This is a genomic window from Nocardia sp. CA-107356, assembly GCF_050946365.1.
GTDB lineage: Bacteria > Actinomycetota > Actinomycetes > Mycobacteriales > Mycobacteriaceae > Nocardia.
Map to the genome: position 1 here is coordinate 8,298,166 of NZ_CP191992.1, position 24,932 is coordinate 8,323,097.

The 24,932-nt window shown below is 65.2% G+C and carries 20 protein-coding genes; 9 read left to right on the forward strand and 11 right to left on the reverse strand.

Annotation, left to right across the window (positions count from 1 at the left end; genetic code table 11):
• The first annotated feature begins 18 nt into the window (after positions 1-18).
• Together ACQP1G_RS37505 and ACQP1G_RS37510 are read left to right on the forward strand one after the other, a co-directional pair.
• Positions 19-183, forward strand: a complete 165-nt coding sequence (locus ACQP1G_RS37505; RefSeq protein ID WP_433194414.1) for a hypothetical protein — start codon at positions 19-21, stop codon at positions 181-183.
• 446 nt (positions 184-629) lie between these two features.
• Positions 630-1,259: a hypothetical protein gene (locus ACQP1G_RS37510; protein WP_433193998.1), complete on the forward strand. Its 630-nt coding sequence runs from the start codon at positions 630-632 to the stop codon at positions 1,257-1,259.
• 76 nt (positions 1,260-1,335) lie between these two features.
• Here ACQP1G_RS37510 and ACQP1G_RS37515 read toward each other — a convergent pair whose 3' ends face one another.
• The 3 genes from ACQP1G_RS37515 to ACQP1G_RS37525 are packed head-to-tail and all read right to left on the reverse strand — an operon-like array spanning position 1,336 to position 5,536.
• The gene (locus tag ACQP1G_RS37515; protein ID WP_433192222.1) at positions 1,336-1,905 is read right to left on the reverse strand and encodes a hypothetical protein; all 570 of its coding nucleotides are present in this window, start codon (positions 1,903-1,905) and stop codon (positions 1,336-1,338) included.
• On the reverse strand, positions 1,902-4,382 hold the full coding sequence (locus tag ACQP1G_RS37520; RefSeq protein ID WP_433192223.1) for a tyrosine-type recombinase/integrase: 2,481 nt from the start codon (positions 4,380-4,382) through the stop codon (positions 1,902-1,904). Before ACQP1G_RS37520 ends, ACQP1G_RS37515 begins: the two co-directional genes overlap by 4 nt.
• Positions 4,379-5,536 carry a tyrosine-type recombinase/integrase gene (locus ACQP1G_RS37525; protein ID WP_433192224.1) on the reverse strand — a complete coding sequence of 386 codons (1,158 nt, stop codon included), beginning with the start codon at positions 5,534-5,536 and terminating at the stop codon, positions 4,379-4,381. Before ACQP1G_RS37525 ends, ACQP1G_RS37520 begins: the two co-directional genes overlap by 4 nt.
• 138 nt (positions 5,537-5,674) lie before the next feature.
• On the opposite strand from ACQP1G_RS37525, the gene ACQP1G_RS37530 reads away from it, so the two are divergent.
• The 4 genes from ACQP1G_RS37530 (at position 5,675) to mobF (ending at position 14,153) form a co-directional block, all read left to right on the forward strand.
• Positions 5,675-6,220: a tyrosine-type recombinase/integrase gene (locus tag ACQP1G_RS37530; RefSeq protein ID WP_433193999.1), complete on the forward strand. Its 546-nt coding sequence runs from the start codon at positions 5,675-5,677 to the stop codon at positions 6,218-6,220.
• Positions 6,217-6,567 (forward strand): helix-turn-helix domain-containing protein, encoded by a 351-nt coding sequence (locus tag ACQP1G_RS37535; RefSeq protein WP_433194000.1) that lies wholly within the window; start codon positions 6,217-6,219, stop codon positions 6,565-6,567. The genes ACQP1G_RS37530 and ACQP1G_RS37535 overlap by 4 nt, the downstream gene beginning before the upstream one ends.
• 437 nt (positions 6,568-7,004) lie before the next feature.
• Entirely contained in the window at positions 7,005-8,030 is a 1,026-nt protein-coding gene (locus ACQP1G_RS37540) for a hypothetical protein (protein ID WP_433194001.1), read from the forward strand.
• Between the two features lie 114 nt (positions 8,031-8,144).
• Positions 8,145-14,153, forward strand: coding sequence for a MobF family relaxase (gene mobF / locus ACQP1G_RS37545; RefSeq protein WP_433194415.1), 6,009 nt, complete (start codon positions 8,145-8,147; stop codon positions 14,151-14,153).
• Positions 14,154-14,388: 235 nt separating this feature from the next.
• On the opposite strand, the gene ACQP1G_RS37550 is transcribed toward mobF, so the two are convergent.
• A complete protein-coding gene (locus ACQP1G_RS37550; protein WP_433194416.1) occupies positions 14,389-14,757 on the reverse strand; it encodes a hypothetical protein in 369 nt (122 codons plus the stop codon).
• Positions 14,758-15,276: 519 nt separating this feature from the next.
• Here ACQP1G_RS37550 and ACQP1G_RS37555 point away from each other — a divergent pair.
• Positions 15,277-15,513 carry a hypothetical protein gene (locus tag ACQP1G_RS37555; protein ID WP_433194417.1) on the forward strand — a complete coding sequence of 79 codons (237 nt, stop codon included), beginning with the start codon at positions 15,277-15,279 and terminating at the stop codon, positions 15,511-15,513.
• Between the two features lie 41 nt (positions 15,514-15,554).
• Here the strand turns inward: ACQP1G_RS37555 and ACQP1G_RS37560 are convergent, their stop codons facing one another.
• The 3 genes from ACQP1G_RS37560 to ACQP1G_RS37570 all read right to left on the reverse strand — a co-directional run bounded on the left by ACQP1G_RS37560 (position 15,555) and on the right by ACQP1G_RS37570 (position 17,664).
• On the reverse strand, positions 15,555-15,833 hold the full coding sequence (locus ACQP1G_RS37560) for a hypothetical protein (RefSeq protein WP_433194418.1): 279 nt from the start codon (positions 15,831-15,833) through the stop codon (positions 15,555-15,557).
• Complete coding sequence (locus tag ACQP1G_RS37565) at positions 15,830-16,777, reverse strand: hypothetical protein (protein ID WP_433194419.1); 948 nt, start codon at positions 16,775-16,777, stop codon at positions 15,830-15,832. The genes ACQP1G_RS37560 and ACQP1G_RS37565 overlap by 4 nt, the downstream gene beginning before the upstream one ends.
• 452 nt (positions 16,778-17,229) lie before the next feature.
• Positions 17,230-17,664, reverse strand: a complete 435-nt coding sequence (locus tag ACQP1G_RS37570) for an NUDIX hydrolase (protein ID WP_433194420.1) — start codon at positions 17,662-17,664, stop codon at positions 17,230-17,232.
• A 674-nt stretch (positions 17,665-18,338) separates the two neighbouring features.
• On the opposite strand from ACQP1G_RS37570, the gene ACQP1G_RS37575 reads away from it, so the two are divergent.
• Positions 18,339-19,025: a cysteine hydrolase family protein gene (locus ACQP1G_RS37575; RefSeq protein WP_433194421.1), complete on the forward strand. Its 687-nt coding sequence runs from the start codon at positions 18,339-18,341 to the stop codon at positions 19,023-19,025.
• Positions 19,025-19,519, forward strand: coding sequence for a GNAT family N-acetyltransferase (locus ACQP1G_RS37580; protein ID WP_433194422.1), 495 nt, complete (start codon positions 19,025-19,027; stop codon positions 19,517-19,519). Before ACQP1G_RS37575 ends, ACQP1G_RS37580 begins: the two co-directional genes overlap by 1 nt.
• A 235-nt stretch (positions 19,520-19,754) precedes the next feature.
• Here ACQP1G_RS37580 and ACQP1G_RS37585 read toward each other — a convergent pair whose 3' ends face one another.
• From ACQP1G_RS37585 to ACQP1G_RS37600, 4 genes are all read right to left on the reverse strand, one after another.
• On the reverse strand, positions 19,755-20,693 hold the full coding sequence (locus ACQP1G_RS37585; RefSeq protein ID WP_433194423.1) for a phosphotransferase: 939 nt from the start codon (positions 20,691-20,693) through the stop codon (positions 19,755-19,757).
• 352 nt (positions 20,694-21,045) lie between these two features.
• Positions 21,046-21,951, reverse strand: a complete 906-nt coding sequence (locus ACQP1G_RS37590; protein ID WP_433194424.1) for an SAM-dependent methyltransferase — start codon at positions 21,949-21,951, stop codon at positions 21,046-21,048.
• 499 nt (positions 21,952-22,450) lie between these two features.
• Entirely contained in the window at positions 22,451-24,265 is a 1,815-nt protein-coding gene (locus ACQP1G_RS37595) for a hypothetical protein (protein WP_433194425.1), read from the reverse strand.
• A gap of 152 nt (positions 24,266-24,417) precedes the next feature.
• A complete protein-coding gene (locus tag ACQP1G_RS37600; protein ID WP_433194426.1) occupies positions 24,418-24,927 on the reverse strand; it encodes a hypothetical protein in 510 nt (169 codons plus the stop codon).
• Positions 24,928-24,932 lie beyond the last annotated feature (5 nt).

A 24,932-nucleotide genomic window follows, 5' to 3' on the forward strand; every position in this document is an offset into this window, starting at 1 on the left:
GACTTGGAGGTACACGCCGTGCCCCACCCCTGGCTCGACTTCCTCTCCGACCACTACTCCTCGATCTGGGTCCTGTGCTGGTTCGCCATCTGCGTGCACTGGGCGCGCCCCCTCACCGAATCTCGCTGCCACTGCCGGTGTTCCACCACCACCACCACCACCACCGAGCCCGGCACGAGGTAGTCCAGAACCGCTCGGCACAGCGGCTCCCCGCCGCCCAGACCACCAGCGTCTCTCGCTACCCCGGTCCGTCGCGGTGCCCACTCCCGCGACGGACCGGCACCACCAGCTACCAGCGCCCCTTCAACCCAATCCCCTCCACCATCACCTCACAACTCGCCACCCCCTCCACTACGCTCCCCATCACCACCCAGCGACTTCTTCTTCTCCTCCTCCTACTACTCACCTACTCCCTCTCTTTATCTCTTTTTCACAAGCACACCTCTTGCATCCAGGAGGTTAAGCGGGACTATCGACGGAAATGAGACAAGTTCGAGGTCACGCAGGTGGACTATCGGACGTGTCGGGACTACCGCGATCCTGTCGACCTGGACGAGTTTGACGAGCAAGCAGCTGTCGCTACGGTGATGCGACATTGTCGCTTTTCCGTTGACGGCTGGAGTGGTTTCTTGACGAAGGTCCCTGGATCGGCAGGGCTGGTCCTGGTCGAGGGAGTGCGGCATCTCGATGAAGCCGCCGCGGTTTTCGAGGGCATGCTCCTCGGCTGGGAGAACCAGCAGAGGTCTCGAATGTTGGCGGTGACGACGATCGAACCGCGGATCGCGCTGATCAAGCGGTTCCGGAATTTCGCGGAAACCTATCCCTGGGAGTGGACGGCCTCCGATGTCGAGGACTTCACGGTCTCGCTGACCTCCGACAGCGGTGGCCGGCTGGCACCGTCGACGATTCGGGGCTACCACTTGGTGCTTCGCATGTTTTGCGACTATCTGACCGATCAGCGCTACGAGTGGGTGCGTCAATGCCGAGATCGGTTCGGGCAGATCCCATCTCAGATCTGCCATGAGTGGAACACCACCGCGCACCTGCTCAACTACGAAGGCCGGCCCGAGCGGCGGCCGTTGTCCTACGACGAGTTACAGCGGTTGTTCGACTACCTCGACCAACGGGTCGAGGTCATCGCCAACTCCGGTCGCAAAGGCGCGTTCGCGGCGCTGCGCGACGCGCAGATGATCAAGACCGCCTACGCCTACGGTCTGTTCTCCGGGGCTCCAGCCGCGTGCACTTCCGCGATTCTCTGAATTTGTGCAGTTCAGAGGCTGATGCGAGGAATGCTAGCGGTCGCAACAGCCGTGGTGCAAGCGGGCTCGCGGCGTGTCATCGCGTTCGGGTTGTTGTGTTGAGCCGGGCCATGAGTTCGCAGTTGGTGGCGCGGGCTGCGGCGATGTCGTGGTCACGTTCCTCGAGTTGCTGCTGCAGGTCGAGGTTGTGTTGTTCGAGCTGGTTGATCCGCTGGTGGAGGGCGTCGATGTCGGTGGGTGCGCCGAGCCCGGACTCGCGCCACGTCTGTTCGCCGAGTGCTTCGGACAGCCGTTTCTCGAGGTGCTGGACCCGGGCGTTGAGCCGTGCAGCGCGTTCGTGGGCAGCGAGAAGGTCGGCTTGCAGCGAGGCACGGGTTACCGCCGGTCCGGTCCCGGACGTGGTGGCTGGATCTGCTTGCAGCGCATGGATTTTCTCCAGCAGGTCACGGTGCCGGTAGAGGAAAGTTCGGTCGACTCCGGCGGCGCGAGCGATGGCGGCCGTGCTGGGCTGCTCGCCGTCGGCCGCGGCTCGGTCGAGTATCGCGATGACGCGTTGGCGGCGGCGCATCGAGTCGTTGCGGCGGCCGTCGAGCATCGGGCCGGAGCTCGTGGTGTGTTGCGCGCGGGCAGATTTCGTTGAACTCATGCGCTGGCCTCCGTGGTGGGAGTGGTGAGAGTCGGCATGCCGAGCGGGACGCTGTGGGCAGCGCGGTGACGGCGCACGACGGCGACCGCCTCGTCGATGTGGGCGCGCTCGTCCTCGTCGAGGTCGGCGATGTCGCTTTTGATCCGGTTGATCAGCCGCCGGATGCGGGTGATTTCTTCCTGGGTTGGTGTGGCGTCGACGCGGGCCCAGTCGTCGACTCCGTCGACGGCGGCCGACAGGCGTTCCCGGGTGCGCAGCAGGTCGTCGAGGTGTGCTTGCAGGTCGGGCAGGTAGGCGATGTTGGTGCGGAAGTGATCACAGCCCGCGCAGCGGAACCGGACCGGGCAGGCTCCTCCGCCGGCTGTGACGTTGGTAGGTTCGGTGCAGGTGCCGTAGGGGACGGCGACCTCGCCGACGGCGTGACGGACGCGTTCGGATTCCAGCAGCATCCGCGCGTCACGCCAGATCCGGTTGCCGTGCCGATCGAAACTGAGCGCGGTGACGGTGTCGACCGCGGCGCGGCGCCGGTCTTCCCCAATGCGGTAGTAGCGGCGGGTCACGGAGAAGCTGCGGTGATCGAGCAGCTCGGCCAGGACATCGATCGGAACCCCGGCGTCAGCATGTCTTTGGGCGTAGGTGTGGCGATATCCGTAGGGCACGACCCGGGACTTGTCGAAGTCGACGCCGTCGCGGGTGCGCAATGTCGGCAGCGTGGCCAGCCAGTCGCGGTGACGCGCTTGCAGGGTTGTTTTGCTGATCGCCTTGCGCCCGTCGGGATTCCGATACCGGGTGGGCAACAGCTTCAGCTGCGCCGAGGGTGCGTCGGGGAATCGTTCCCGGACCCGTTGCTGCTGGGCGATGACGACGTCGGCGGTGGCCTTGCTGATCGGCAACCGTCGGCCGAGCCGGTTGGCTTTGATGTTGTCGTAGACCAGCACTGGGCCGCCGTCCTTGTCGTAGTCGAGGCAGTTCAGCGTGAGGTTCAGGATGTCTTCGGGACGGCGGCCGGTGTCGATGCCGATCTGGGTGGCGACCCGGACCTCGGCAGGCCGGAGGGTGTCGAGGTTGGCACACAGCACTGTCATGATCTCTGGCGGCAGGCAGCGTCCGGGTTCGCCGCGTTCGGGATCGGCAGGGATGTCGACGTGTTCGACGGCGAAGTCGCCAGGCAGTCCGGCCGCGTGCTGACCGGGCCGGGTCAGGCCCAGGGATCGGATTCCGGCGAGCACCTGACGCACGTCGCGGCAGATCATGTTGCGTTGATAGCGGCCGATTCGTCCGGTGGCTTCCAGGTGGCCGAGCCGGTTGAGGAACCCTTCCAGATCGGGGCGTCCGAGAGCGGCGGGATCCAGACCATGGTCGGGCCGGCGAGCGAGGTGTTCGGACAGCCGCCCCATGTTATTGATCTTGCCGCGAACCCGCGATGCGCCACTGCCTCGATGGTGCGGCAGTTGCTCGGCCGCCCACCGCTTCGCTGCGTTGGACAACCATGGCTGGGTGATCATGGTGAACGACAGCCTCCCCGGGTGACCGAAGATGGCCAGATCCCAAGTGTCCTTTGCTTGTTCGATGCCGGGGTCGGTGAGCATCCGGCGCACGTCGCGGGTGAACGACGTCATGATCGACCTCGGCCGCCGGTCGGGGGCAAGTTTCGGATCGCAGTCGTGGATGGTGGCGACCTGGTGGCGGCGCAGGGTGTCGCAGACTGCCCGAATCGCGACATCGGTGAGCCGCAACCCGTCACGCAGGCGTGCCTGCATGCCGATCAGCACCTCCACGACCACCAGCTCGGGCAGTGCCCGCAGGTTCACCTGCCCTGGTTCAGCCACTCCCGATTCCGTTGTCCGCCAGGATCGTTCGTCGATATTCGGATCATCGCGACGGGCTACCGACCGCCGCTGAAAGTGCGTGCCGCAGTAACCGACCGCCCCGTCAGCGGCGCGGGTGCACGCCGAAACCAAGCAATCCGGCGACAGCGGGTGGGGACGAACACGCGGATGCCGCGCGAACTCTGCGACGCTCACACGAATGCGCCTGGCGCGGAAGTTTGCTGCGTGAGGTTCGCACAACTGGGCACCCGGAACGATCGGCAGGCGTCGACATTTGGGGACCGCGCAGCGCGGCGCCGGCAGCGGCGCGGCAGGAAGCGCATCGCTGGCGGTGATCTCGGCCATGGTCATGCCCATGCGGGACAGCCTGGTGAAACACCGGTGGCAGATGTCTGGGTAATCGTCGTGGGCGGTCCCGATGCACTGGTGGACCCGGCATACCTTCCGGCCGAGAAGCCGATGTTCGGCAGGCAGGAACAGAATCCGGGCGACCGGATCCCACCCGGCCTCGGCCAGCAGCTCCTTATCCAGTGCTCGTGCCAGCACCGCAGCCGGGCCGGCGAGACCGACACCGGCGAGCACATGCGGGAACTCGATCGCCTCCAGGCCGTTCCATTCGACCGCGCGGTCTACGACGGCGGCTGTCATCGGTTCACCGCGCCGAGCTCGCGGGGACTGGGCACGGAGTCGACGGCCGCGCGCAGCCTGGAGGAGTCCGGATGAATATAGACCTGGGAGGACGTGATCGACGCGTGTCCCATAAGGTCGGCGACCACGTCGATGCCGGCTCCGGCGTCGACGGCGTTGCTGCCGAAGGCATGCCGCAGTTGATGCGGCCGGACCGGGGCGTCGAGCCCGGCCCGCCGCGACGCGGCGGCCATCAACTCCGCGACAGCGTCCGGGCGCATCGGCGCGCCGATGGTTCCGCGGAACATGTTGACGAACACGAAATCACTGCTGGCAGCAGAAGGGATGCGCATGCGCTCGAACTCGTAGGTATCGAAGGCTTGCACCACAAGGAAATCCAGCGGCACCACCCGCTGACGGCGGGACTTTGCCACGGCGCCATTTGGGTTGTCCTCGCGGCGCACCACATGCAGATGCGCACGCTCAACCTCGCAACCCAGCCGCCGCGAGTCCACCAGCAGATGCACGTCGCTGCGGCGCAGCCCGCACAATTCCCCACGCCGCAGCCCGGCGCGAGCCAAAAGCAGCACGATCAGCCGGTCCCGCGCGGACCTGCACGCGCGCAGCAGCGCGACGATCTGGGTGTCACTGGCTCGTTCGACCATCGTCTCCGGCTCGGGCAGCCGATGCCGCACTCGCATCCGCCACGCCATCCGCCCGTCCTCGCCGCGAGCCTCGGCCGGCAGGTCGCGATCGTCGGCTACCTCGTACAGCATCGCCACCAGTCCCGGTTCACCGTGACCGGCCGCGATCGCGTGGACGACCATGCCCCGCACTGCGGTCAGCACACCGTTGATCCGCGATGGGCATCGCAGTGCCGCACCCGGACCCGCGACCACCGTCGCGGCATCAGCCGACGCAGGGGCATGCGCCAGCCACGTCATGAACAGGGCGAACTGCTCGACCCCGGCCTGCCAGGTCCGGCCCGACCGGGCGCACCAGCGCATGAACAACGTGATCGAGTGCGCATACGCCTTCGTCGTGGATTCGGCCGCGTCGCGGCCGAACCGCAGATGCCGCAAATACTCGTCGGCGACGCCGACGATCCGCAACTCCTCGTCCAGCACCGTCCAATACCGCTGCCCGGACGGCAAACTCACCGGAAATGCCCGCATAGATGCTCGCTTTCTGGTCGGCAACCCGATACGACTACCAGCCACGAGCACCACACCCACGGAGAATCGCCGAAGCACCGGCGGGACTACCCCGGTTGGGCAACGTCCTGCAACAGGTCAGGAAACCCTGGAGAGGGATTGCGCCGCAACGAACTCTGCCGCTTGGACGTGGTCGACCTGCGACCGAACCCGCACATGCCCGAGTGGGGCACCTACGGGTCGCTGCACGTGCGCTACGGCAAGGCGACAAGAGGCAGCGCACCGCGGCGACGCACCGTGGTGACGGTGCCGGAGTTCGACTGGGTCGTAGCCGGGATGCGCCAGTGGGTCGAGCAGGCCCGCCCCATCCTCAACCCCGGTGACCATCAGGCCCTTTGGGTCACCGAACGCCTCACCCGCATCGATGGCGCGTTCTTCGAGAAGCGGTTCTCCCGGATCCGCACCGGCGCCGGGTTGTCCCCGGAATTGACGTTGCACTGCCTGCGACACTCCTACGTGACCCACTTGATCGAGTTCGGCTATCCGGAGCGATTCGTCCAGGAACAGGTCGGACACCTCTACGCGTCCACCACCGCGATCTACGCTTCGGTCAGCAACGACTTCAAGAAACAGACCCTGCGAACAGCGCTGAGCAGGGTCTACCCACACGCGCCTCGACCGAGGGAACCGAAGGAGAGTTCGTGAGCACGCGACGGGTCGTCATGCGCTGGCATCTGCGGCAGGTCATGGCGACCCGCGGAATCTTCCAAACCAGCGATCTGGTGCCTCTGCTGGCCGAGCGCGGGGTCCGCCTGACCCGTCAATACGTCCACAAGATGGTCACGACCCCGCCGCAACGGATCAACACCGACCTGCTCGCGGCTCTCTGCGACATCCTCAACTGCCAACCCAACGACCTGCTCGAGCCTATCGTTCTACCTGCCGAACAGGCCGACACCGGAACCGATGGCCGCAGCGAGGAAGGCCTGGGCATCGGGGAGCTACGTCCGATCCGGGCCACTGTCCGACGGCCACACGACCCCGCCGAGTGAGGGACCGGATTCCTCTGCCGCGCACTACCTGTTCACGCTGCGGTCAGGCCTGCAACCGCACCCGCGAAGTCCTCGGCGAACCCATCTGCGATGCCTGCCATCTGCGAGTTCGCCGAGACGTCAGAGCCTGTCCCGGCTGCGCGGAACCGAAAGTACTGGCCTTCCACGACGCACAACATCGACCGGCATGCGCGGCATGCACAGACAACGAACCGATCTTCGCCTGCCCGCAATGCGGTCGGGAGGACAACCCCTACGGTCGCCTCTGCGCCCGCTGCACACTGGCCCGACGCGCCACCGAACTCCTCTCCGATCACCGCGGCAGGGTCCATCCGCGTCTTCGGCCGGTCTTCGACGCCTGGATGGCCGGTCGACGTCCGCAATCCACTTTGACCTGGCTCATCAAACGATCCAGCTGCCCCGAGATCCTGCAAGCGATGGCGCTGGGAGACCTGCCCATCGCCCACACCACCTTCGAAGACCTCCCCAGCACCCGGAACATCAACTACATCCGAGACTTGCTCACCGCCACCGGCGTTCTCGAACCCTACGAACCACTGGTCGCACGAACCACCCACTGGCTCGGCAGCCTCCTGCCAGAACTTCCCAAACACCACGCCGACCTGGTCGAACGCTTCGCCCGCTGGCATATCCTGCGACGTCTGCGACTGCTTGAAGCACGCGGCAAGATCACCAGAGGCGCCGTCCAGAACGCTCGCGCCGATTTCCTCGCCGCTCTACGCCTTCTCATCTGGCTCGACCAGCACCACCGCGCACTCGCCGACACGACCCAGGCCGATCTCGACCGCTACCTGGCCCAGCACCCCAGCCGCAGCACCACTCTGACCCGGTTTATCGACTGGACCAACCACACCCAGCTCACCAACGACCTGTTGATTCCCGTCCCGCAGCGGCCTGATTTACAGGTCGAACTCGGCGACGAACAACGCTGGCAGCACGTCGAAACACTGCTGCACGACACCACGATCCGGCTCTACACCCGCGTCGCCGGTCTGTTCATGCTCCTGTTCGCCCAGCCACTCTCACGCATCGCCCGAATGCACCACGACCAGGCCGTCCTCCACCCCGACGGCACCGTCACCATCACCTTCGACACCATTCCCATCGAAATGCCCGAACCTCTCGACCAACTCATCCGTGAGCACCTGACCACCGGCACGCCCGCCTCCTACGCCAACGACGGCCGCTGGCTCTTCCCTGGCCGCCTCCCAGGAAAACACCTGGTCACAGAGAACATTCGCGGCCACCTCGTCGCGCGAGGCATCCGGCCCGGCCACGCCCGCAAAGCCGCCCTGTTCCACCTCGCAGCCGCCATGCCCACCCCAGTCCTGGCCGAGCTACTCGGACTTTCCCCAACCACCGCGGCCAGATGGGCCGCGCTCTCCGCTCAAACCTGGGCACACTACACAGCCATGCGCGCCGATAGTCTCGGGTTGCGATAGTCCCGCTCCACCAACAAACGATTTGGTAACGACCTGGGAATATGCTTGATTTGACGAAAAAATAGTCAATTCCAACCCCTGGCGTAAATGGCCGGTGGGGTGCTTGATGGGTATATGACCGCGACGATTCATAAAGTCGCGGCAGGCAATGGGTATCAATATTATCTGCGCAATGTCGCCGCGAATGATGTTTCGGCTCGCGGCCGTTCCAGCCTCGCTGACTATTACTCAGCTCATGGGGAAGCTCCGGGCCGCTGGCACGGCACGGGCCTTGCCGCGTTAGGCCTGCAACTCGGTGAGGAAGTCACCGAAGAACAGCTGAAATCCCTGCTCGGACTGGGGCGTCATCCGAACGCGGAAGTGATCGAAGCACGTGTCTACGACGCTGAGATCAACAAGGGTGCCACGCACAAACAAGCGACACAAGCCGCCGATCACGCGTCGCGTTTAGGTAACCCATTCCGGGTCTATGCGGAGGTTTCCGAGTTCCGGAAACGGTGTTCGAAAGCCTTCACCGAATACAATTCCGCGCACGGATTCGACCCTCAGGACGCTATTAGCAATGACGAACGCGCGCGTATTCGTACTCGTGTCGCGTTTGAAATGTTCTGCGAAACCTACGATCGTCCGCCCTTGGATGCGCGGGAATTGTCGGGGTGGGTGGCGCGTAACTCGCGTCCCAGCACGACTGCGGTCGCGGGTTTCGATATCACTTTCTCACCGGTGAAGAGCGTCTCGGTGTTGTGGGCGCTGGCCCCGCGCACCGTCGCGGGCAAGATCGAGCTCGCGCACCAGCGCGCGGTGCGCGACGCGCTCAAGTGGCTCGAGGAGCACGCGGTCTTCACCCGGTTGGGACGCAACGGTGTGCGCCAGGTCGATGTCGAGGGCATTGTCGCGGCGTGTTTCACCCACCGCGATAGCCGTGCCGGGGATCCTGACCTGCACACGCACGTGGTGATCGCGAACCGGGTGCGCACGCTCGACGGAAAATGGCGCACCCTCGATGGTGCCGCGATCTACCACGCTGTGGTCACCGTGTCCGAGATCTACAACACCCGCCTGGAGCATCATCTCGAAGATCTCGTCGGTGTGGAGTTCACCGAACGCGCCGGTACCGATCCCACCAAGCGGCCGATCCGCGAAATCGTCGGCATCCCAACCCGGTTGATCGAGGTGTGGTCGCGGCGCGAGGCCGCGATCAAGGAACGTCTGGGTGAGCTCGCCGCCGACTTCCAACACCGGTTCGGGCGCGAACCGATCCCCGGCGAAATCTATGACCTCGCCCAGCGCGCCACCCTGGAAACCCGCCCCGCCAAACACCACCTGCGCTCACTCGCCGAACAACGCACCAGCTGGCGGGCAGAGGCGGTGGCGGTGCTCGGCGGCCGGGAAACACTGTCGCGGATGATCGTGGCGGCGTTGAATCCGATTCGTGCGCCGCGTGTTTCGGTATCGGCGCAGTGGATCGCGCACACCGCCGAGCGCGTGCTGGAGGTCGTGGCGGAGCATCGATCGACCTGGCGGCCCAACAATGTGCGCGCCGAAGTCGAGCGGCAGGTCCGCGGCCGCATCCACGGCCAGGATTGGGAACACACCGCCGAAGCCGTACTGACCGAAGCGCTGTCGCCGACCCAGTCGATCGAACGCGGCGACCCCGATGTCGCTGACGCACCCGAATTGCGTACGGTGCCCGAGCTGTTGCGGCGTCGCGACGGCTCCAGCGTCTACACCGCCGCGGGCTCGCAGCTGTTCACCTCGGCGCACACGTTGTCGGTGGAGAAGCAGTTGATCGAGCTGTCGGTGCAGTCCGGTGCCCGCCAACTCACCCCCGCGATGGTGGCTGCGGCGGTGCGCAACTACAACACGCTGCATCCGGATAGGCCGTTGAACGCCGGGCAGGTCGGTGTCGTCGAAGGCTTCGCGACCTCGGGGTTGCGGGTGCATACCGCCAACGCCCCCGCCGGATCCGGCAAGACCACTGCGATGGCTGTGCTCACCGACGCCTGGCACACCAGCGGCGGACAAGTTCTCGGCCTGGCACCCACCGCGTCAGCCGCCGCGGTGCTGGGTGAGTCGATCGGTGCCCGGGTCGAGACCGTCGACAAGGTCCTCGACGTCTTGTCTCGTCACACACCGCGTCCGGACAACCCAGCTGTGGATCGTGATGTCCCGCCGCCGCTGCCGGAATGGGTGCTGCAAATCGATTCCGACACGTTGGTGATCGTCGACGAGCATGTCAAGCTCGGCAACCTCAAACGCCTACGACTGCTGCGGTTTCTGGCTTCTCGCGGGGCGACGATCCGCTGTATCGGCGACGATCAGCAGCTGCCCGCGATCGAGGCCGGCGGCGCGGACACCGACATGAACGCCGCCGCACCCGAGCACACCCTGACACTGACCCACGTCGTGCGCTTCGCCTCCACAGCCGAAGCAACGGCCAGTTTGCAACTGCGCGAAGGCGACCCAGCCGCCCTGGGCTGGTATCTCGACAACGCTCGCATACATGCGGGCCATCACGGCGCGACCCACGATGACACCTACACCGCCTGGGCCGCTGACCATCTCGCCGACCGCGACGCGATCATGCTCGCCGCAAACCACGACGTGGTGAAAGCGCTCAACACCCGCGCTCGCGCGGACCGCATCACACGCAGCGGTGGCGCAGCCGGCGCGGAATGCGAGCTCGCCGACAGCTTGGCGGCCTCGGTCGGTGACACGATCCGCACCCGCCGCAACAATCCACGCCTGCGTCTGGGTGCGAGTGATTGGGTGCGCAACGGTTATGCCTGGACCGTCACCGCTGTCCACGGCGACGGCAGTTTGACCGCTACGCACCTGCGTTCCGGTGGAAAACGCGGTGCGAGTGTGCGGCTTCCCGCCGACTACGTCGCCGCGCATGTGCGCCTCGGGTACGCCACGACGATCGATTCCGCGCAGGGAATCACCGCCGATACCTGTCATGTCGCGCTCACCGGAAATGAATCTCGGCAGCAGCTTTACGTCGCGATGACGCGCGGTGTGTACGCCAACCACGCCTACATTCCGACCGCGTTGGACGGCAGTGAGGGCTCGTTTTGGAGTGAACCAGCGGTGTTTCCGCACACCGCGGTCGAAGTTTTACTGCGCATCCTCGGCCGCGACGGCGCACAAAAATCGGCACACACCCAACTGCGTGACGCGCTCGACCCGCGCGCTCGGATCGGTCGCGCACTCGATATCTACCTCGACGCGCTCGGTGTCGCCACAGAACACGCCCTCGGCACTGAGGGCCTGGACCGTCTCGACACCGCCGCGGAAGCACTGCGCCCGAACCTCACCGACAGCCCCGCCTATACCGTGTTGCGTCAGCACCTTGCGATGATCGCGCTGTCCGGGGCCGACCCGATCGCTGCCCTGCACACCGCCGCAGGCGCGCGGGAACTCGACACCGCCGATGATGTTGCCGCGGTATTGGACTGGCGGCTGGACCCCTCCGGCGCGCACTCCACCGGCACCGGACCGCTGCCGTGGGCACAAGGAATCCCGCGCGGTCTGCGCGAAGACCGAGACTCCACACAAGTCACTCCGCGCGCAGGCATCGTCGGCGAACTCGCGGCTCAGATCCGCTGCGACATCCACTGGTGGACTCCGGTCACAGCGCCGCACTGGGCTCGACCTCTCGTCGGCACCGATCCGGGACTGCTCGGCGATCTCGCGGTCTGGCGCGCCAGTCTGCATGTCGACGACCGCGACATGCGCCCCACCGGACCACCACGCTACGGCGCGCTCGAACGTGAGCACCAACAGCTCCTCGACGAACAAGTCACCGATGCGCTCGGCGACATCCATCTGCCGGTAAACAAGTGGGCCGCCACCATCGAGCGGTTGGAGGCCCGCGTCGTGAAAGACCCGTATTGGCCCGTCCTCGCGGACAAGATCGAAGTCGCCTCCCGCGCCGGAATCGACATCGAGGCATTGCTCACCGACGCCGCGGCGCTGCGGCCGCTGCCCGATCAGATGCCCGCCGCCGCGCTGTGGTCGCGCCTGGAATTGGAGCCCTCCGCCCTCGACGCCGGTCTCGACCACCGAAACCTGCGCCCGTACTGGATCACCGATCTGCGCACCGTGCTTGGTGACGATGCCGCCGACCGCGTCATCGCCGACCCGGCGTGGCCGCGTGTGGTCGCTGCGATCGACCGCGCGACCGGCACCACATGGACACCGCAGCAACTACTCGCCACCGCGCACGAACTGCTCCTCGCCGCCCAACCTGACGACACCTCCGGCCTGCGCCCCGACCAACTCGCCAGTGCGCTGGCCTGGCGCATCGACGCACTCCTACACCACACACCCACCCCACGCACCAACGCTCCCGCCGCCGACGCGCCTGGTCGTGCGGATTTGCCCGAGTCCACCACATCCCCTGATGCACCACCGCAACCCGAATACAACCAGGAAGGCCGACAGACAATGCCCCCCGAACCTGCGTCACCACCGGCCTCCGAGGTAGACATCGGAGCTGAAACCGACGCCGCTGAGTTCCCTGACCGTATTCGCGAGGTGGCCGAACTGTTCCGCACCGGCCAGATCGCTGTCGGCGTCGATGCGTTCGGTGAGCTCGCCGATATCGCTACCGATGAACAACACACCGTCCTCGCCGACATCGCAGAAACTCTGTACCGCAACAGCTTTCCCGTCGCTCGCGCACGGTTGCGGTGGGCTGCCGAGCGTCTGCCCGAGCATCGGGCACTCATCGAGGCATGCACACCGGACAGCGACCCGCACGTCTACCAAACCCCCACCCGCCCAGCCGAACCCGGCTACCAGCGCGACCGACACCGCGAAGTCGCCCGTGACCACCCTGACCACATCAACCCCGATGCACGCCGCGAACAACTCACCGACGCACAGATCGATGCCCGCCGAGCCGAGCAGGGCTACCACGACACCCGCGCCGACGTCGACGACCAGCCCTACGACAACGTAGTTCCGGATGGAGTTCTGCATCACTACTACCGGCCAGTGTTGCCCGATGCGCGCCCGAAGCACCGCCCACTCGATTACGACCGCGCCGCCCTGTCCGACACGCGCGGATTGGGCTGTGTCGCCTGTGGTCTGGAACGCACCCGCACCGACGCCTCTCCCGTGCTGCCGCGCCGCGCCGACGACGGGCTGTGCGGCGAATGCCGCGACAGTGACCAGCAAGGCATCCCCGACCACGATCCCGCCGACCACGTCGCCGCACGCTGCACCCACATCGCCGCCACCAAACCCCCCGCCGCCGCCCGCGCGATGCTGCGCCGCGACTGGCGCGCCACCCGCAACCCAGCACACCGAGCCGCGATCGAAGCCTGGCTCCACGATCACCCACTCCCCGACACCACCCAGCCATCGCGCTCGGTCGACCCCGCCGATCCAGCATTCGACAATCCGCTCTACGTGCTCACCGACGCTCAACTCGACGAGCACATCGCCCAACTACACCAACGCCTCGCCCTCGCCGACACCGAGACATTCCTGTTCAACCCACCCCAGCACCCACCCGACCCAGACGATCTCGCCCGCCGCCACACAGCAGCACAACAGGCGATCCGCGACGCCCACACCGCCGACCAGCAACTCCACACCGCCGCCAAGGCCTTCCACGCCGTTGCGACCGAACTCCACGACGCGCGTGCCGATCTCGACGCCACACCCACCTACCGGCGCGGCCAACGCCGAGCACTGCAAACCCGCATCGACACTCTGATCGCCGAACAAACCACGCGCAACCGCGAACACAGCGCCGCACGCGCCGCCGCACGCCAGGCAAAACGCGACGCCATCCTGCTCGCCGGCACCCCCGACTGCTGGGACCAACTCTTGAACACCGCCCCTGAACACGCACCAGACACCGACCAACACCACACCGAAGCGGGAACCCACACCAGTGAAGAAGTCCGGACCCGCATCGCCGACATCAACCAACAGCTCGAGGAATACCACGCCGAGCAACGCCGCCGCCGCAACCTCACAAACACCCAGAAAGCACACGAACAACACCATCGACAGCACGCTGAACCAGCAGACGAATTCAACTGTGAAAACAGCACCAACCACCCCGAGCCTGTCAATCACCTTCCAGACGATGACCTCGGACTGTAAATACTGAACGAAACAGCAGAACCGTTGGTCGCCGACCTCGCCACCACTTATCCATGTGTCACGCGAAATATTCTTGTCACGCCACGGGTCGGGCGCTGTTCATCCGAAACGAGCCGATACCGGCCGCGGCTCCGCCGCATCCCCGAGCCCCACGACTAAGCACGGCCGCACCCGTCGATTCCGCACGCACCCGATACCACCCAGCCACACCGATCCAGAGACCTCCGCACTGTCGTCACAAGAGGCCGTCGTAGACATCCGCTGAATCGAGCAGGTTCGCCGCGATCTTGCATGCCTGTGCTTCTGTCACGCTGGTGAGCCCGTCCGGCAATATCAACTCCAGGAAAACATGCCGATCCCCGTCGATATCCGCCGCCTTCACCCGCACCCCGACGGCAGCCGACAGCTCGGGCCCCGACACCTTCACTGACACCACCGGACCGTAATGCTCCACCAGCGCACCCGGCTCCGATGGATCCAGGTCGCGATGATCGACACACCACAACGGCCGACACATCGGCACCGCGGACGCGACACCACACACTTCGGTCCCGACGATCAACCACTCAGCCAGCGCACGCGCCTGCCCGGAGGTCAACTCCACATGACCAACCCCTGGCACGACGAGATCAATTACGCGGTGCCGCACACCATCACAGTCGACGGCAGTCAACTGTACAAACACACGCCGCTGCGCACTCGACGAAACCATCCCCGAAACCGGAACTGACAATTCCGGACCGTAATGCACACAACGAGTACCGGGTTCACCCGGATCGCGATGCCACACACACCACACCGGACACGAAAGAACAATGGCCACAATCGATCCCCCCCATGGCGAACGAAGTCCGTCGGGCCTGAGCCCCACCGCAATCCACTGTAACCAAACTGACGCCAAACGGTGACCGCCGACCCATGACATCGATCTCAATGAGCCTGCACGCCAGAGACATAGCGGCAGATACAGCACAGCGTCTACGCCGATGACGACCGGTTCGACTCGAAAGAGCCACCTTCTGTCCGTGAACGGCAATCCCAGGTCCGCGCACAGTCCACCAATTAGGTTGAGCGCGACACTGGGTCAGCGGTCGCCGTCTGGGCTTTCGTCGAGGAGCGGAACTTGTTCTACCGTGCCGCGAGCGCCGACTACGACGGTGACGAGGCCAGGGGCGATCCACATCGTTGTCTTGGCGGGCAGGAAGATCATGGCCTGAAGGATGTAGCGGTCACCCGCGGCGGCGAGTGCGTCGTGGAGCGGATGATCCGGCGCGTTGTCAAAGTGGATGCGTCGCAGGAACTGCCAGGCGCTGATCGTGCGATCGATGGCATCGGGTCAAGGCCACTGGGTGTCGTCTGAACGGATCAGGTCCGCGATCGCGCTCTCCAGGCGTTCACCGTTCAGATCTCCTGGTCGACCGGGTCGAGGGCATGAAGGATGGTCGGAATGGCCGCGCCCAGAACGGATTCCACTTGGTAATAGTCGAGATCGGATTCCAGTTCGTCGATCCACTCCGCGAGTTCGAATGACTCCATCACGTGCCAGGGCGTGCGGTGATTCGGGCGTTCGGTCTTCTGGGTGAGCAGGGCGACAGTGTAGGCGACAGCCGCGGGCCAGATCCGTTCCAGCGTGGTGTCATCGAGATCGTCGCTTTCGCCGTCGTCCAGGTATTCGCTCACCTCGTCCGCTCGATTGGCTCGGCTGAGAGCGCGGAGACCCGGGTGGGCCTGGTCGATCGCGGCGGCAATGTGTTTGAGGGAGGCGCCGCAGCCGAAATCGGCAAACACGCTCGGCCGACGATCCGCCGGAGGCAGCCAGATCCACGTCTTCCTGGATCGTGCCACCACTCCAGTGGTCTGAAAACGGTTCCCGCTGCCTCCCACTCTTCGGTCAGCCATGTGTGGAAGTCGGCGCCGCCCAGACAACACAACAGAGCCTGCACTCCCGCCCAGCCAGCCACGAGTGCCAGGTTCGTGGTGGCGGCCTGGTCGAGCTGGAATGCGAGCTGGGCAGGATGGGCACCGAGCAGATCGCCGTCGAATGCGCACGCAGGACAGACACTGACCCTGGTCGTGGTGGGCTCTAATAGCGCCGATGCGGCGTATGAGTCCCCACAGATTCCGCAGTCGGTGTCCACGGCTGTGTCGGCATGATCGCGTTGACGCGCCTGCCCCACCACGCGGTCGATCTCAGCGATGATCCGGGATACACCACCGTCGGCTGGGATCTCCTGGGCGTCGACGCCGCGGACCCGGCCCAACTCCTCGGAGAAGTCGACGACGAGCGGGGCCCACACGATCACGCGAAGCGGCATGGACAGGTCGAATGTGTCGGGGTCGTCGGGGTGCTCGTCACCGGTGAAACTAGACAACTCGTTTTGCCGCTCGACCGAGATCGTCGCGAACCCTGCATACAGACGCAGTCCGGTCGCCTCCGGGTGGTGCTCAATCTCGACGGGCCATGCCGCCGCGTCGAGCCCTGCGGCCAGGGCATCGCGCAGATCACCGGCCAGGGCAACTCCCGCCGGATGGGCGCGCATGGAGGTAGCTGCGTCGAGATAGGTCCTGTCGGTCGCTGCGGCGTGGTCGCGCACCGTCTTCTTACGCCAGTAATCGCGGGTCATCCGGAACTCCTTGTGCGGCACGGCTTTCCACGCTCCGCGCCTCCAAAGTTTCCAGGCACGACAACATACGCTCCGCACGATCACAGACCTTGACCGTGAACAGCCCGGTGACGGCGTGGGCGTCGGTGTCCGGCACGGTGCGGGCCAGCGCGGTCGGCCCAAATTTGCACTCTACGTCAGTGCGCGACGAGCGAACACCCTCAGGGGACATCCATCGTGTCCCGCCCGCACCGTTACAACCGTCAACTCGGCAAAGCCGGCGTCAGGGAATAATCGCAAAGCTGTCAGGCTAGGCAGCAGTAGAGACAGTCGATGTCGCAGGTCTCTCCGCGCAGCTTGCGGATGACCGACACCGCTGTCTCGGTTCCGGTTTGCGTCATCGTCAGGTACGGGCTGTCGTTGTCCCCGTTCACAGGGCTCACTCCCAACCAGAATCGGTGGCTTGGTCTGGCTCAATCGACGAGGCGGCCGAGCAGAGCGCCCTGTCCCGATTGCAGGACGTGGGCGGCTTCGAGCGCAATCCAGAAGCATTCGAACCGTGTCGGCTCTGCCTCGCCGTCGTGGTCTTCCTGGCTTGCCCACCGGTCCGGCGCGTCCTGACACAACTCCAACTCGAAGAAGTGCCGGTGCTGGATCTCGAACCGGTAGGGGCTGATGTCGTACTCGGCTTCTCCAAGCTTGCGCACGATATTGAAGTCCGACAGCCCGGTCTCCTCCCGCGCTTCACGCAGCGCCGCATCTTCGGGCGTTTCCCCGGCGCGAATGCTGCCAGCGGGCACCTGAATCCCGACTTCCTCCCACGAGTAGTCGGTGTGCCGGAACACCAGCAGCTTTCCGTCGTAAACGACGTAGACCAGTACCTTCTCCTTGACGACCTTCTCGGACATCAGGCGCAATCCTTCCTGCGAATCATGGAATCAAGGTGGCGTGGAATGAACGAACTGCCAGACCGAGCCCAACCCTCCGACGGCACGTGCGGCCGTCTCCAGCCAGGCAGTCTAGTAGCGGACCCATGTGTTCACCCTGGCGCCACGTCGCTGGTTCTGTCGTCAAATAAACGGTGTTCCAAGCATTTTCGCGGTTTTTCGGATACTGGATCGGTGTCTTACGGCTAGCTGCCTGCCTCTGCGCGAGTGATCAGAGCGTCCAGCAGACCCGCGAGGCTGTCGTGCCGTCGCATGATGACTGGACACGGTGGCGGAGCTATCTCCGGGACGAGTCGGGCCGGACAACCCGAACATGGTTGCGCGTACGGACTCGGCGACGGCAACTGTCGCGGACTCCATGGCGATGTCCGCGAGCGGCAGGGCTGGCATCGTAGGTCGGAACGAGGATCCGGCAGTGCAGTGCTGGTCTGTGGGATTCCGTTTTCACTGGTTTATCTATACGGGAGGCTGTATGGACTCAGTTCGTCTCAGCCCTGCAACTACCCGGGAACCAGTCGCGGCCGCAGGCCCGCGCGACCGCCTTCAACGTCACGACCACCACACTCGACAGCGTCGACAGCTCGAGCAGCCATCGACACAATCAATATCCGCGTCCAGCGGGAGGGAGCGTTTCGATGCCGAGCACCGTGCTGCTCATGATCGACCTGCAGAACAGCTATCTGGTCCAAGATGTACGCGACGCGCTGGGGTGGCCACCGATCTGGCGGCTGCACGAGGTGGTCACCGAGTGCGCAACCCTGCTCGCCGCAGCCAGATCCGCCGATATACCTGTGATCTACTCACGCCAAACCCTCAGCCCGGCAGGGCAGTTGGCATTCAACCCGCGGGCCGCGCGACACCGCCGATATCGGGCCTTACGCGTACCGCACCTGCCACCGGAGGAAAAGGTGTGGCGCTCGCAACTGATGGATGCGGTGGCACCCGAATCCGGCGATGTGGTACTGGACAAGACCAGACATAACTTCTTCGCCTACACCGAACTAGGGCCGATACTGCGCAGCCTCGGCGCTCAACGACTCATCGTCGCCGGTCTGCAAACCAACGTGTGCGTCGAAGCCACCGTGCGGGCGGGCCTCGAGCACAACTTCGAAGTCGCCGTAGCCGAGAACGCCGTCGCCACCGACGGGCCAGCGCTGCACTACGCAGCACTGAACTCGATGCGCGTCCTCTACGTCGAAGTCGCCCCATGGAGAGACTTGATAGAACCAGGTGCCACCTGGGACACGGCCTACACCACACCGAACTACGGCCGCGACACCGCCTACTGGGACGACACAACTGTCGCAGCAATGCCCCGATGATGCCGCCAAAATTCGCCATCATAGATCGAACCACGACCGTCGAGGAGTATCGATCTCTGCGTGAGTCAGTCGGATGGGCGAGTCCTTCGCGGTCGAAATGCCAGGCAGCGCTGGCACAGTCGCTGTTCGGTGTCGTCGCCCTACGGGATGGCATCACAGTCGGGATGGGCCGGGTCGTCGGCGTCGGCGACGGCGACGGCGACGGCGACGGCGACGGCGACGGCGACGGCGACGGCGACGGCGCAGTGTACGCCACCATTGTGGATGTCGTTGTCGCAGAGGGTTTTCACGGTCACGGCATCGGTCAAGCAATCATCAACCGCTTGATCGAATGGGCCAGTACATGCGGGATCAGCCACGTCGGACTGTTCGCAGATGACTCCGTTGCCGACTACTACGCGAAATGGAGCTTGCAGTCCAGTGGTCAATACCTCCGGCTGTCAATGAGCGATCCCATCCCGCCGACCCCTCAGCGCAAACACGTATCGCGATGAATCACCGACGATCGGGCCGCCTCGTGGCGGCGACGATGTAGCCCTTGGGGTCCCGCCACGCCACACTAAGCGTGGCGAACCAGGTTTTGAAGTCAGCCCAAGATCGCGTCGCGATGTGGGCCGGCCGTGCTGCTGCCGCAGAAAGAGAACAGGGCCTCGGCAAATTGGATCAACGGTCAGGCGGTGTCGCGACGACTCGAAGATTCTGTCCAGTGAGCTGATCGCGACGCCGTCTCTACAGCCATGCCAGCCGTCGCCTCAGCCATGCTCGTGACACCTGTGCCGAGTGCGCTTGGTGGCGGCGAAGATTTGGTGATCGTGGTGGGCCGGGTTGGCGGCGGTTGTGCTCCCAGTAGCCGACCAGCGCACAGATAAACGCGTCTATCGCCGCTGGCTCGGCATCACGAGTCGACGTATGCGCGGCAAGGATTGGGTCCGGGTCGACGCCGCTGGCCGCGATCGATGGCGCCAGCGAGACGAGGTCGATCCAGGCTGCGCCGACGCACGGCCACGCCCAGTCGATCACCGACACGCCCCCTTCGGGACGCAGCAGCATATTATCCGGCCGTAAGTCGGTGTGTAACAAGGTGTCACCGGCGGCGTGTTCAGGCCAGGTCGATTCCAACTCGGCCAACCGGTCGAGGTTGCTCAGCGACCAGCTGTCGAGGTCGGAGGGCGGGCCCTGCCCGGCGAATCGCCGCCAGCAGTTCAGGCGCGGCCCGTAGCCATCGGCGATCGTGGGCGCATCGGACAGTGGGCTGGGTGTCAGTGTGTGGGTCAACTGCTCGACTGTGGCGAGGACCGCACGCAACTCGGTCGGCCGTTCGAGTCGGGGGTGGCGGCCGTCGAGGTCGTCGAACACTACGGCGAACCATCCCGCGATGTCGACCGTGAACTGGACTGACGAAGTCGGCACCGTGCGCGGTAACCGTGCTGCGGTCCGCGCTTCGGTCCGGTACATGCCTGACAGGTTGTCCGCGCAGTTGATCGCTTTCGCGAACACCCTGCGGCCATCATCCAACAGCAGTCGCGCGGCCATGCCGTGGCTGAACCCACCCGATTGGGAGGCAGCAGTGCGAACCCGTGCACCGAGGCGGCGTTCGAGTTCGGCGCGTACCGGCCGTGGCAGGTCCGCCCATGCGATTCGCGCCACGGTGCCCGTGATCTCGCCCATCGCACCATCGTGATGCCGCACGCCGCTGCGCTCCAGTCATTATTGGAAGCCGTTGCGCTGTGCGGGGGTCTGTCGGGTCGCTAGCCTTGTCGGTAGTCCCAGCCCGTTCGTGAGAGTCGATGTTGTTGTAGACCGCGCCTCGTGTATAGGCGACGCGCTCGGCGATTTGATCGATCGATGTGGACGTAAGCCATGGGCAAGGAACAACGCGCGCGCCGAGTGGAGGATGCGCTTGCGGGTGATCTGCTGGTCACCGGTCCGCGCCCGCGCCGCGCCGGAAACCTCGAGCGGTTCATAGATCCGTGGGGTCAAGGGAAAGCGGGACTGCTCGCAAGTCGTGGCTCCTTGATTCTCATGGTTTGCGTGCAACTGCGCCGTAGGCCGAGACCGGTGTGGTCTGGCCAACTTCGGCGGCGACGGCACGCCAGTGCGTGATCGGCACAAAGCCCGGTTCTACGAATTCCAAACCGTCGAACGCGGCGCGGATCTCCTCGCGGGGACGAGGAACGTAGGGCGTCGCACCGGCCGTGCCGTAGCGGCGGCACATTTCCACGTAGGCCGGGCTGTCGTCGGTGCCGTCCCACATGGCCAGGTAACTGCCAGAGGGCATCTCGGCCATCACGGTGCGCACCGCTTGCAGCATGTCGTCGTGGCTGCGGGCGTGGCCGAGCACCCCCATGAACATCACCGCGACGGGCTCGGTGAAGTCCAGTCGGTTCCGCGCCTGGTAGAGGATCTGCGTGGGTTCGTGGCAATCTCCATACACGCAGCTTGTGATGCCTTCCGGTGTCGTGCTGATCAGCAACGCTCGGGCGTATGCGAGTACCAGCGGATCATCGTCGATGTAAACCACTCTCGCCACTGGCGCCACAGCCTGGGCTACCTCATGGGTGTTCAGCAAAGTCGGCAAGCCGCAGCCGATATCGAGGAACTGGTGGACACCGGCGTCACGGGCGACGAAATCGACCGCGCGGACCAAGAACTGCCGCGACTGCACCGCCATCGTGGTGATGTCCGGGTACACACTGATGCACTCGCCCCCGACAATCCGATCGATGTCGCAGTAGTCCTTGCCGCCCATCCAGAAGTTCCAGATCCGCGCTGAATGGGGGATGTCGTTCCGGATTAGCGCTCGCGGTTCCACCTCAACCATGTGCCGCTGCATCTGGCCGCGCGCCGATGTGGTGACCAGCAGGTCGAGACCGGACGATGTGGGAATTATTAGCCTGGAGAGCGACTGCGAACTTGTTGCGTCCACAGATCTTCAAGGTTTTCACGATCCCGCCGCGGCCCGGGACATCGTCGCCTCCTGGGAAGTCGATCGCCTGCAGCGGGCAACCAGCCTTGGCCAACGCCGACAGCACCCGATTCTGTGGCGGTAGAGGTGGCGCCGGTTCCCGAATTCGCTGTTCCGGCAGACCATCAGGCTCATGGTGCCGGGTTCGTGCATGCTCGGCGACGCCCGCGGCCGCGAGTTCGAACATGGTGTCGGCGAGAAGCAACCGGGGATGAGTTCCACGCTGGACATGAATTTCCCTTCTCCTGCAACGTGTTTGGTAGTTGCGCGGCCGTGTGAGGTGGTGAAGGCTGTGTGCGGCCCAGAAACTGAGGCTGAGCAGGATCATCAATGGCGGCGTGCGTTGTCACAGAGTCCACGTGGGCGCGTTCTATTTCCTTCCGATACGGCTGCAAGCGCCGTTGTTCACAGCCGCATCGATCAACCACCAGCGCGGCGACCAGGACCGGCTGACCGCGGGTCATGGTGTGGTGGCGGTAATGAAGCTGTCGGGGGTCCAGCCGGTGAGCTGCTCGTAGGGTGCGAGGTAGTTGTCGCCGCTCAGCGGTGAGCCGGGGAGGTCGGGGACGTCGAGGGCGGCGCATAGGTCCGGTATGTGGTCGATGAGGATGTGCTGGCGCGTGGCAAGTTCGGTCTCGATCGATGCGCTGTGCTCGCCCCAGCCCTCGACCGGGTGGGTGTTGTACCAGCCGCTGTGCAGGTAGTAGATGAGGCCGAGCGCGAAGGTCTCACCGACGGTGACGAGAAGATGTTTCGCGAGGGGCTTGGTGGTGCCGGATGCGGCGATGATCGGGGCGATAGCAGTCGCCCGGTCCCCGGCGGCGACCGTCAGTGCGATGGCCGCCGTGCCTGGGCCCACGACCGGCCCTGCCGCCGTGAGATCTCCGCGGCGCAGCCCCTCAGCGATGGCCCGCTCCCGCTGGACGAGCAGTTCGACCGGCCAAGGCAGATCGTCCGGCGTGCCCGCCAGCTGTGGCGTTGCGCCGCCTAATAGTGCCTTTCCTGCTTTGATCTGCAGGACTTGTGTCTCCCCCTCCGCGACCATGGCCCCGAAAATGTTCCCGTGCCACGCGCCCAGACGGCTCAGCACGGTCGCGCCGTGCGAGGCGGTGCGCATACGGCACATCAGCAGCACCCGCTCAGCCAGCTGGGTCATCGTGGTCTTGGCGAGCATCGACCACAGTCCCATCGCAGGGTCGCTGTTGGTGGTCGCCGCGCGCATGTCGCGCAGATGGCGGCCCAGGATGCTCGCGCAGTACATGGCGGCCAGCCCGGTGGCGAGATTGTCTTGTACCGCGTCACGGTCGGCCATCACCGTGCCCGATCCTGGTCGGCGTTGCCCGGCGAAATTGTGTACGCCGTGCAGGGCGGCGCGAGCGCTGGCCACCGAAGCGTTCGCCAAATCGAGACGACCATCCCCCAGCGGGATAATCGTGCGATGGAAGCGTTCGCGCCGGTCAGCGATATCGCATTCGAATCGACCGTCCTCGGTGAAGCGAGCCCAATCCCCAGCGAGCAGTGCATCTTTCGGTACCCAACAATTGCGGAACCGGAAGATCGCGTGAGCCATCGGCGAAAAGTCCTTGTCCGGCAACGGCTCGACATCCACCCCCTCGGCCAAGCCGTCTGCGGTCCGCAGGCGTACCAGGAAAGCGAAGACGCCCTCATCGTGGCCGTGTACGTAGAGGCGGGCGATGGCCACGACGATGTTCGGCACGTCGGGGTCGGCGAGATTCGGCAGCGAGTACGCCGCGAGAAGGTCGGTGGTGCGCATCCAGCACCCTTGGGTCGCGGGATCCCAGATCGCCCGGTTGCGGTGGTCGGCGCCGTTGGTGCCGCCGAGTTCGGTCGAAGAAAACACCCCTACCGCGGCACCGGTGTCGAGATCGGCCAAGCATTGCTGTTGATACGGGGTGCCGGTCCCCAGTGTCAGAATCGCTTGTGCCACCAGGTCGATGTCCCCGGTCAGAAGAGGCAGCACGTGGGTCGCGCTAACGGCGGACTCATCGCAGAACACACCCCGCAGCTGGGGGTCGGCAGCGAGGTCTCGCACGGGTACGCCGAGCTTCTCGATCGCCGACCGCAGCTTGACCGGCCCGCGTGCTGCGTGCTCGTTATAGGTCAGGCCCGACACCGGCAGGTCCTCCACTGCGCTTACCGCGTCGCGGACCCATGCCCGCTGCACGATGTCTGGGCCGAACAACGCGGTCCGCAACGCCTCGACAGGTTCGCTGCCGACGTGCGCGCGGGTGGTGGTGGTGAGATCGATGGTCATGTGGAACTCGCCTTCTCGCCAGGCGACCCGCCGACGGCTGTAGCCGCGCGGCGTGCCGCCGAATCATGTTGGGTTGCGATGCCTTTCGTGTGCGTTCGGGTCCGGGAAATGTCATCGGTAGGTCGAAACGTCTTGGCGGCCGGTCTGTGTGATCAGGGCAAGAGACCGACGGCTTCGAGGGCTGAGACGCCGTCGCGGGCGACTACGCGGTGGCGGGTGATGGCGCCGAGGACGGCGAAAGCCTCTTCCGGACGCCAGGATTCGCACACCCGAGCCAGTACGTTCCAGTCGGCGCACCAGCGTTCGTTGTGGTGCGCCACCATGGCGCCGGTGCGGACCATGGTCGCCATGGTTTGACCTGGGTGGGGCCACCACCGGTGGTCGAACCGCGCGATGGGGGTGTCGATGACGTCGCACAGCGTCAGCGTCAACACCACCGCCTGCTCGGGATTCCACGACCGGCGCGCGGTGGCCAGCTGCTGGGCGAAGAACTCCAGATAGAAGTGTGGGTCGTCATCGAGAGCCTGCAGCTGCTCTTGGTTCAGCCTTCCGGTGACACGGTGGTGTTCGATGAACTGCCGGTGGTAGGTGTCGAGGAATCGGTGCGGGACCGGTGTGCCGTCGCGGTGCAGGGCTGGCGGGCGCAGTATGTCGGTGGTCATCGCGT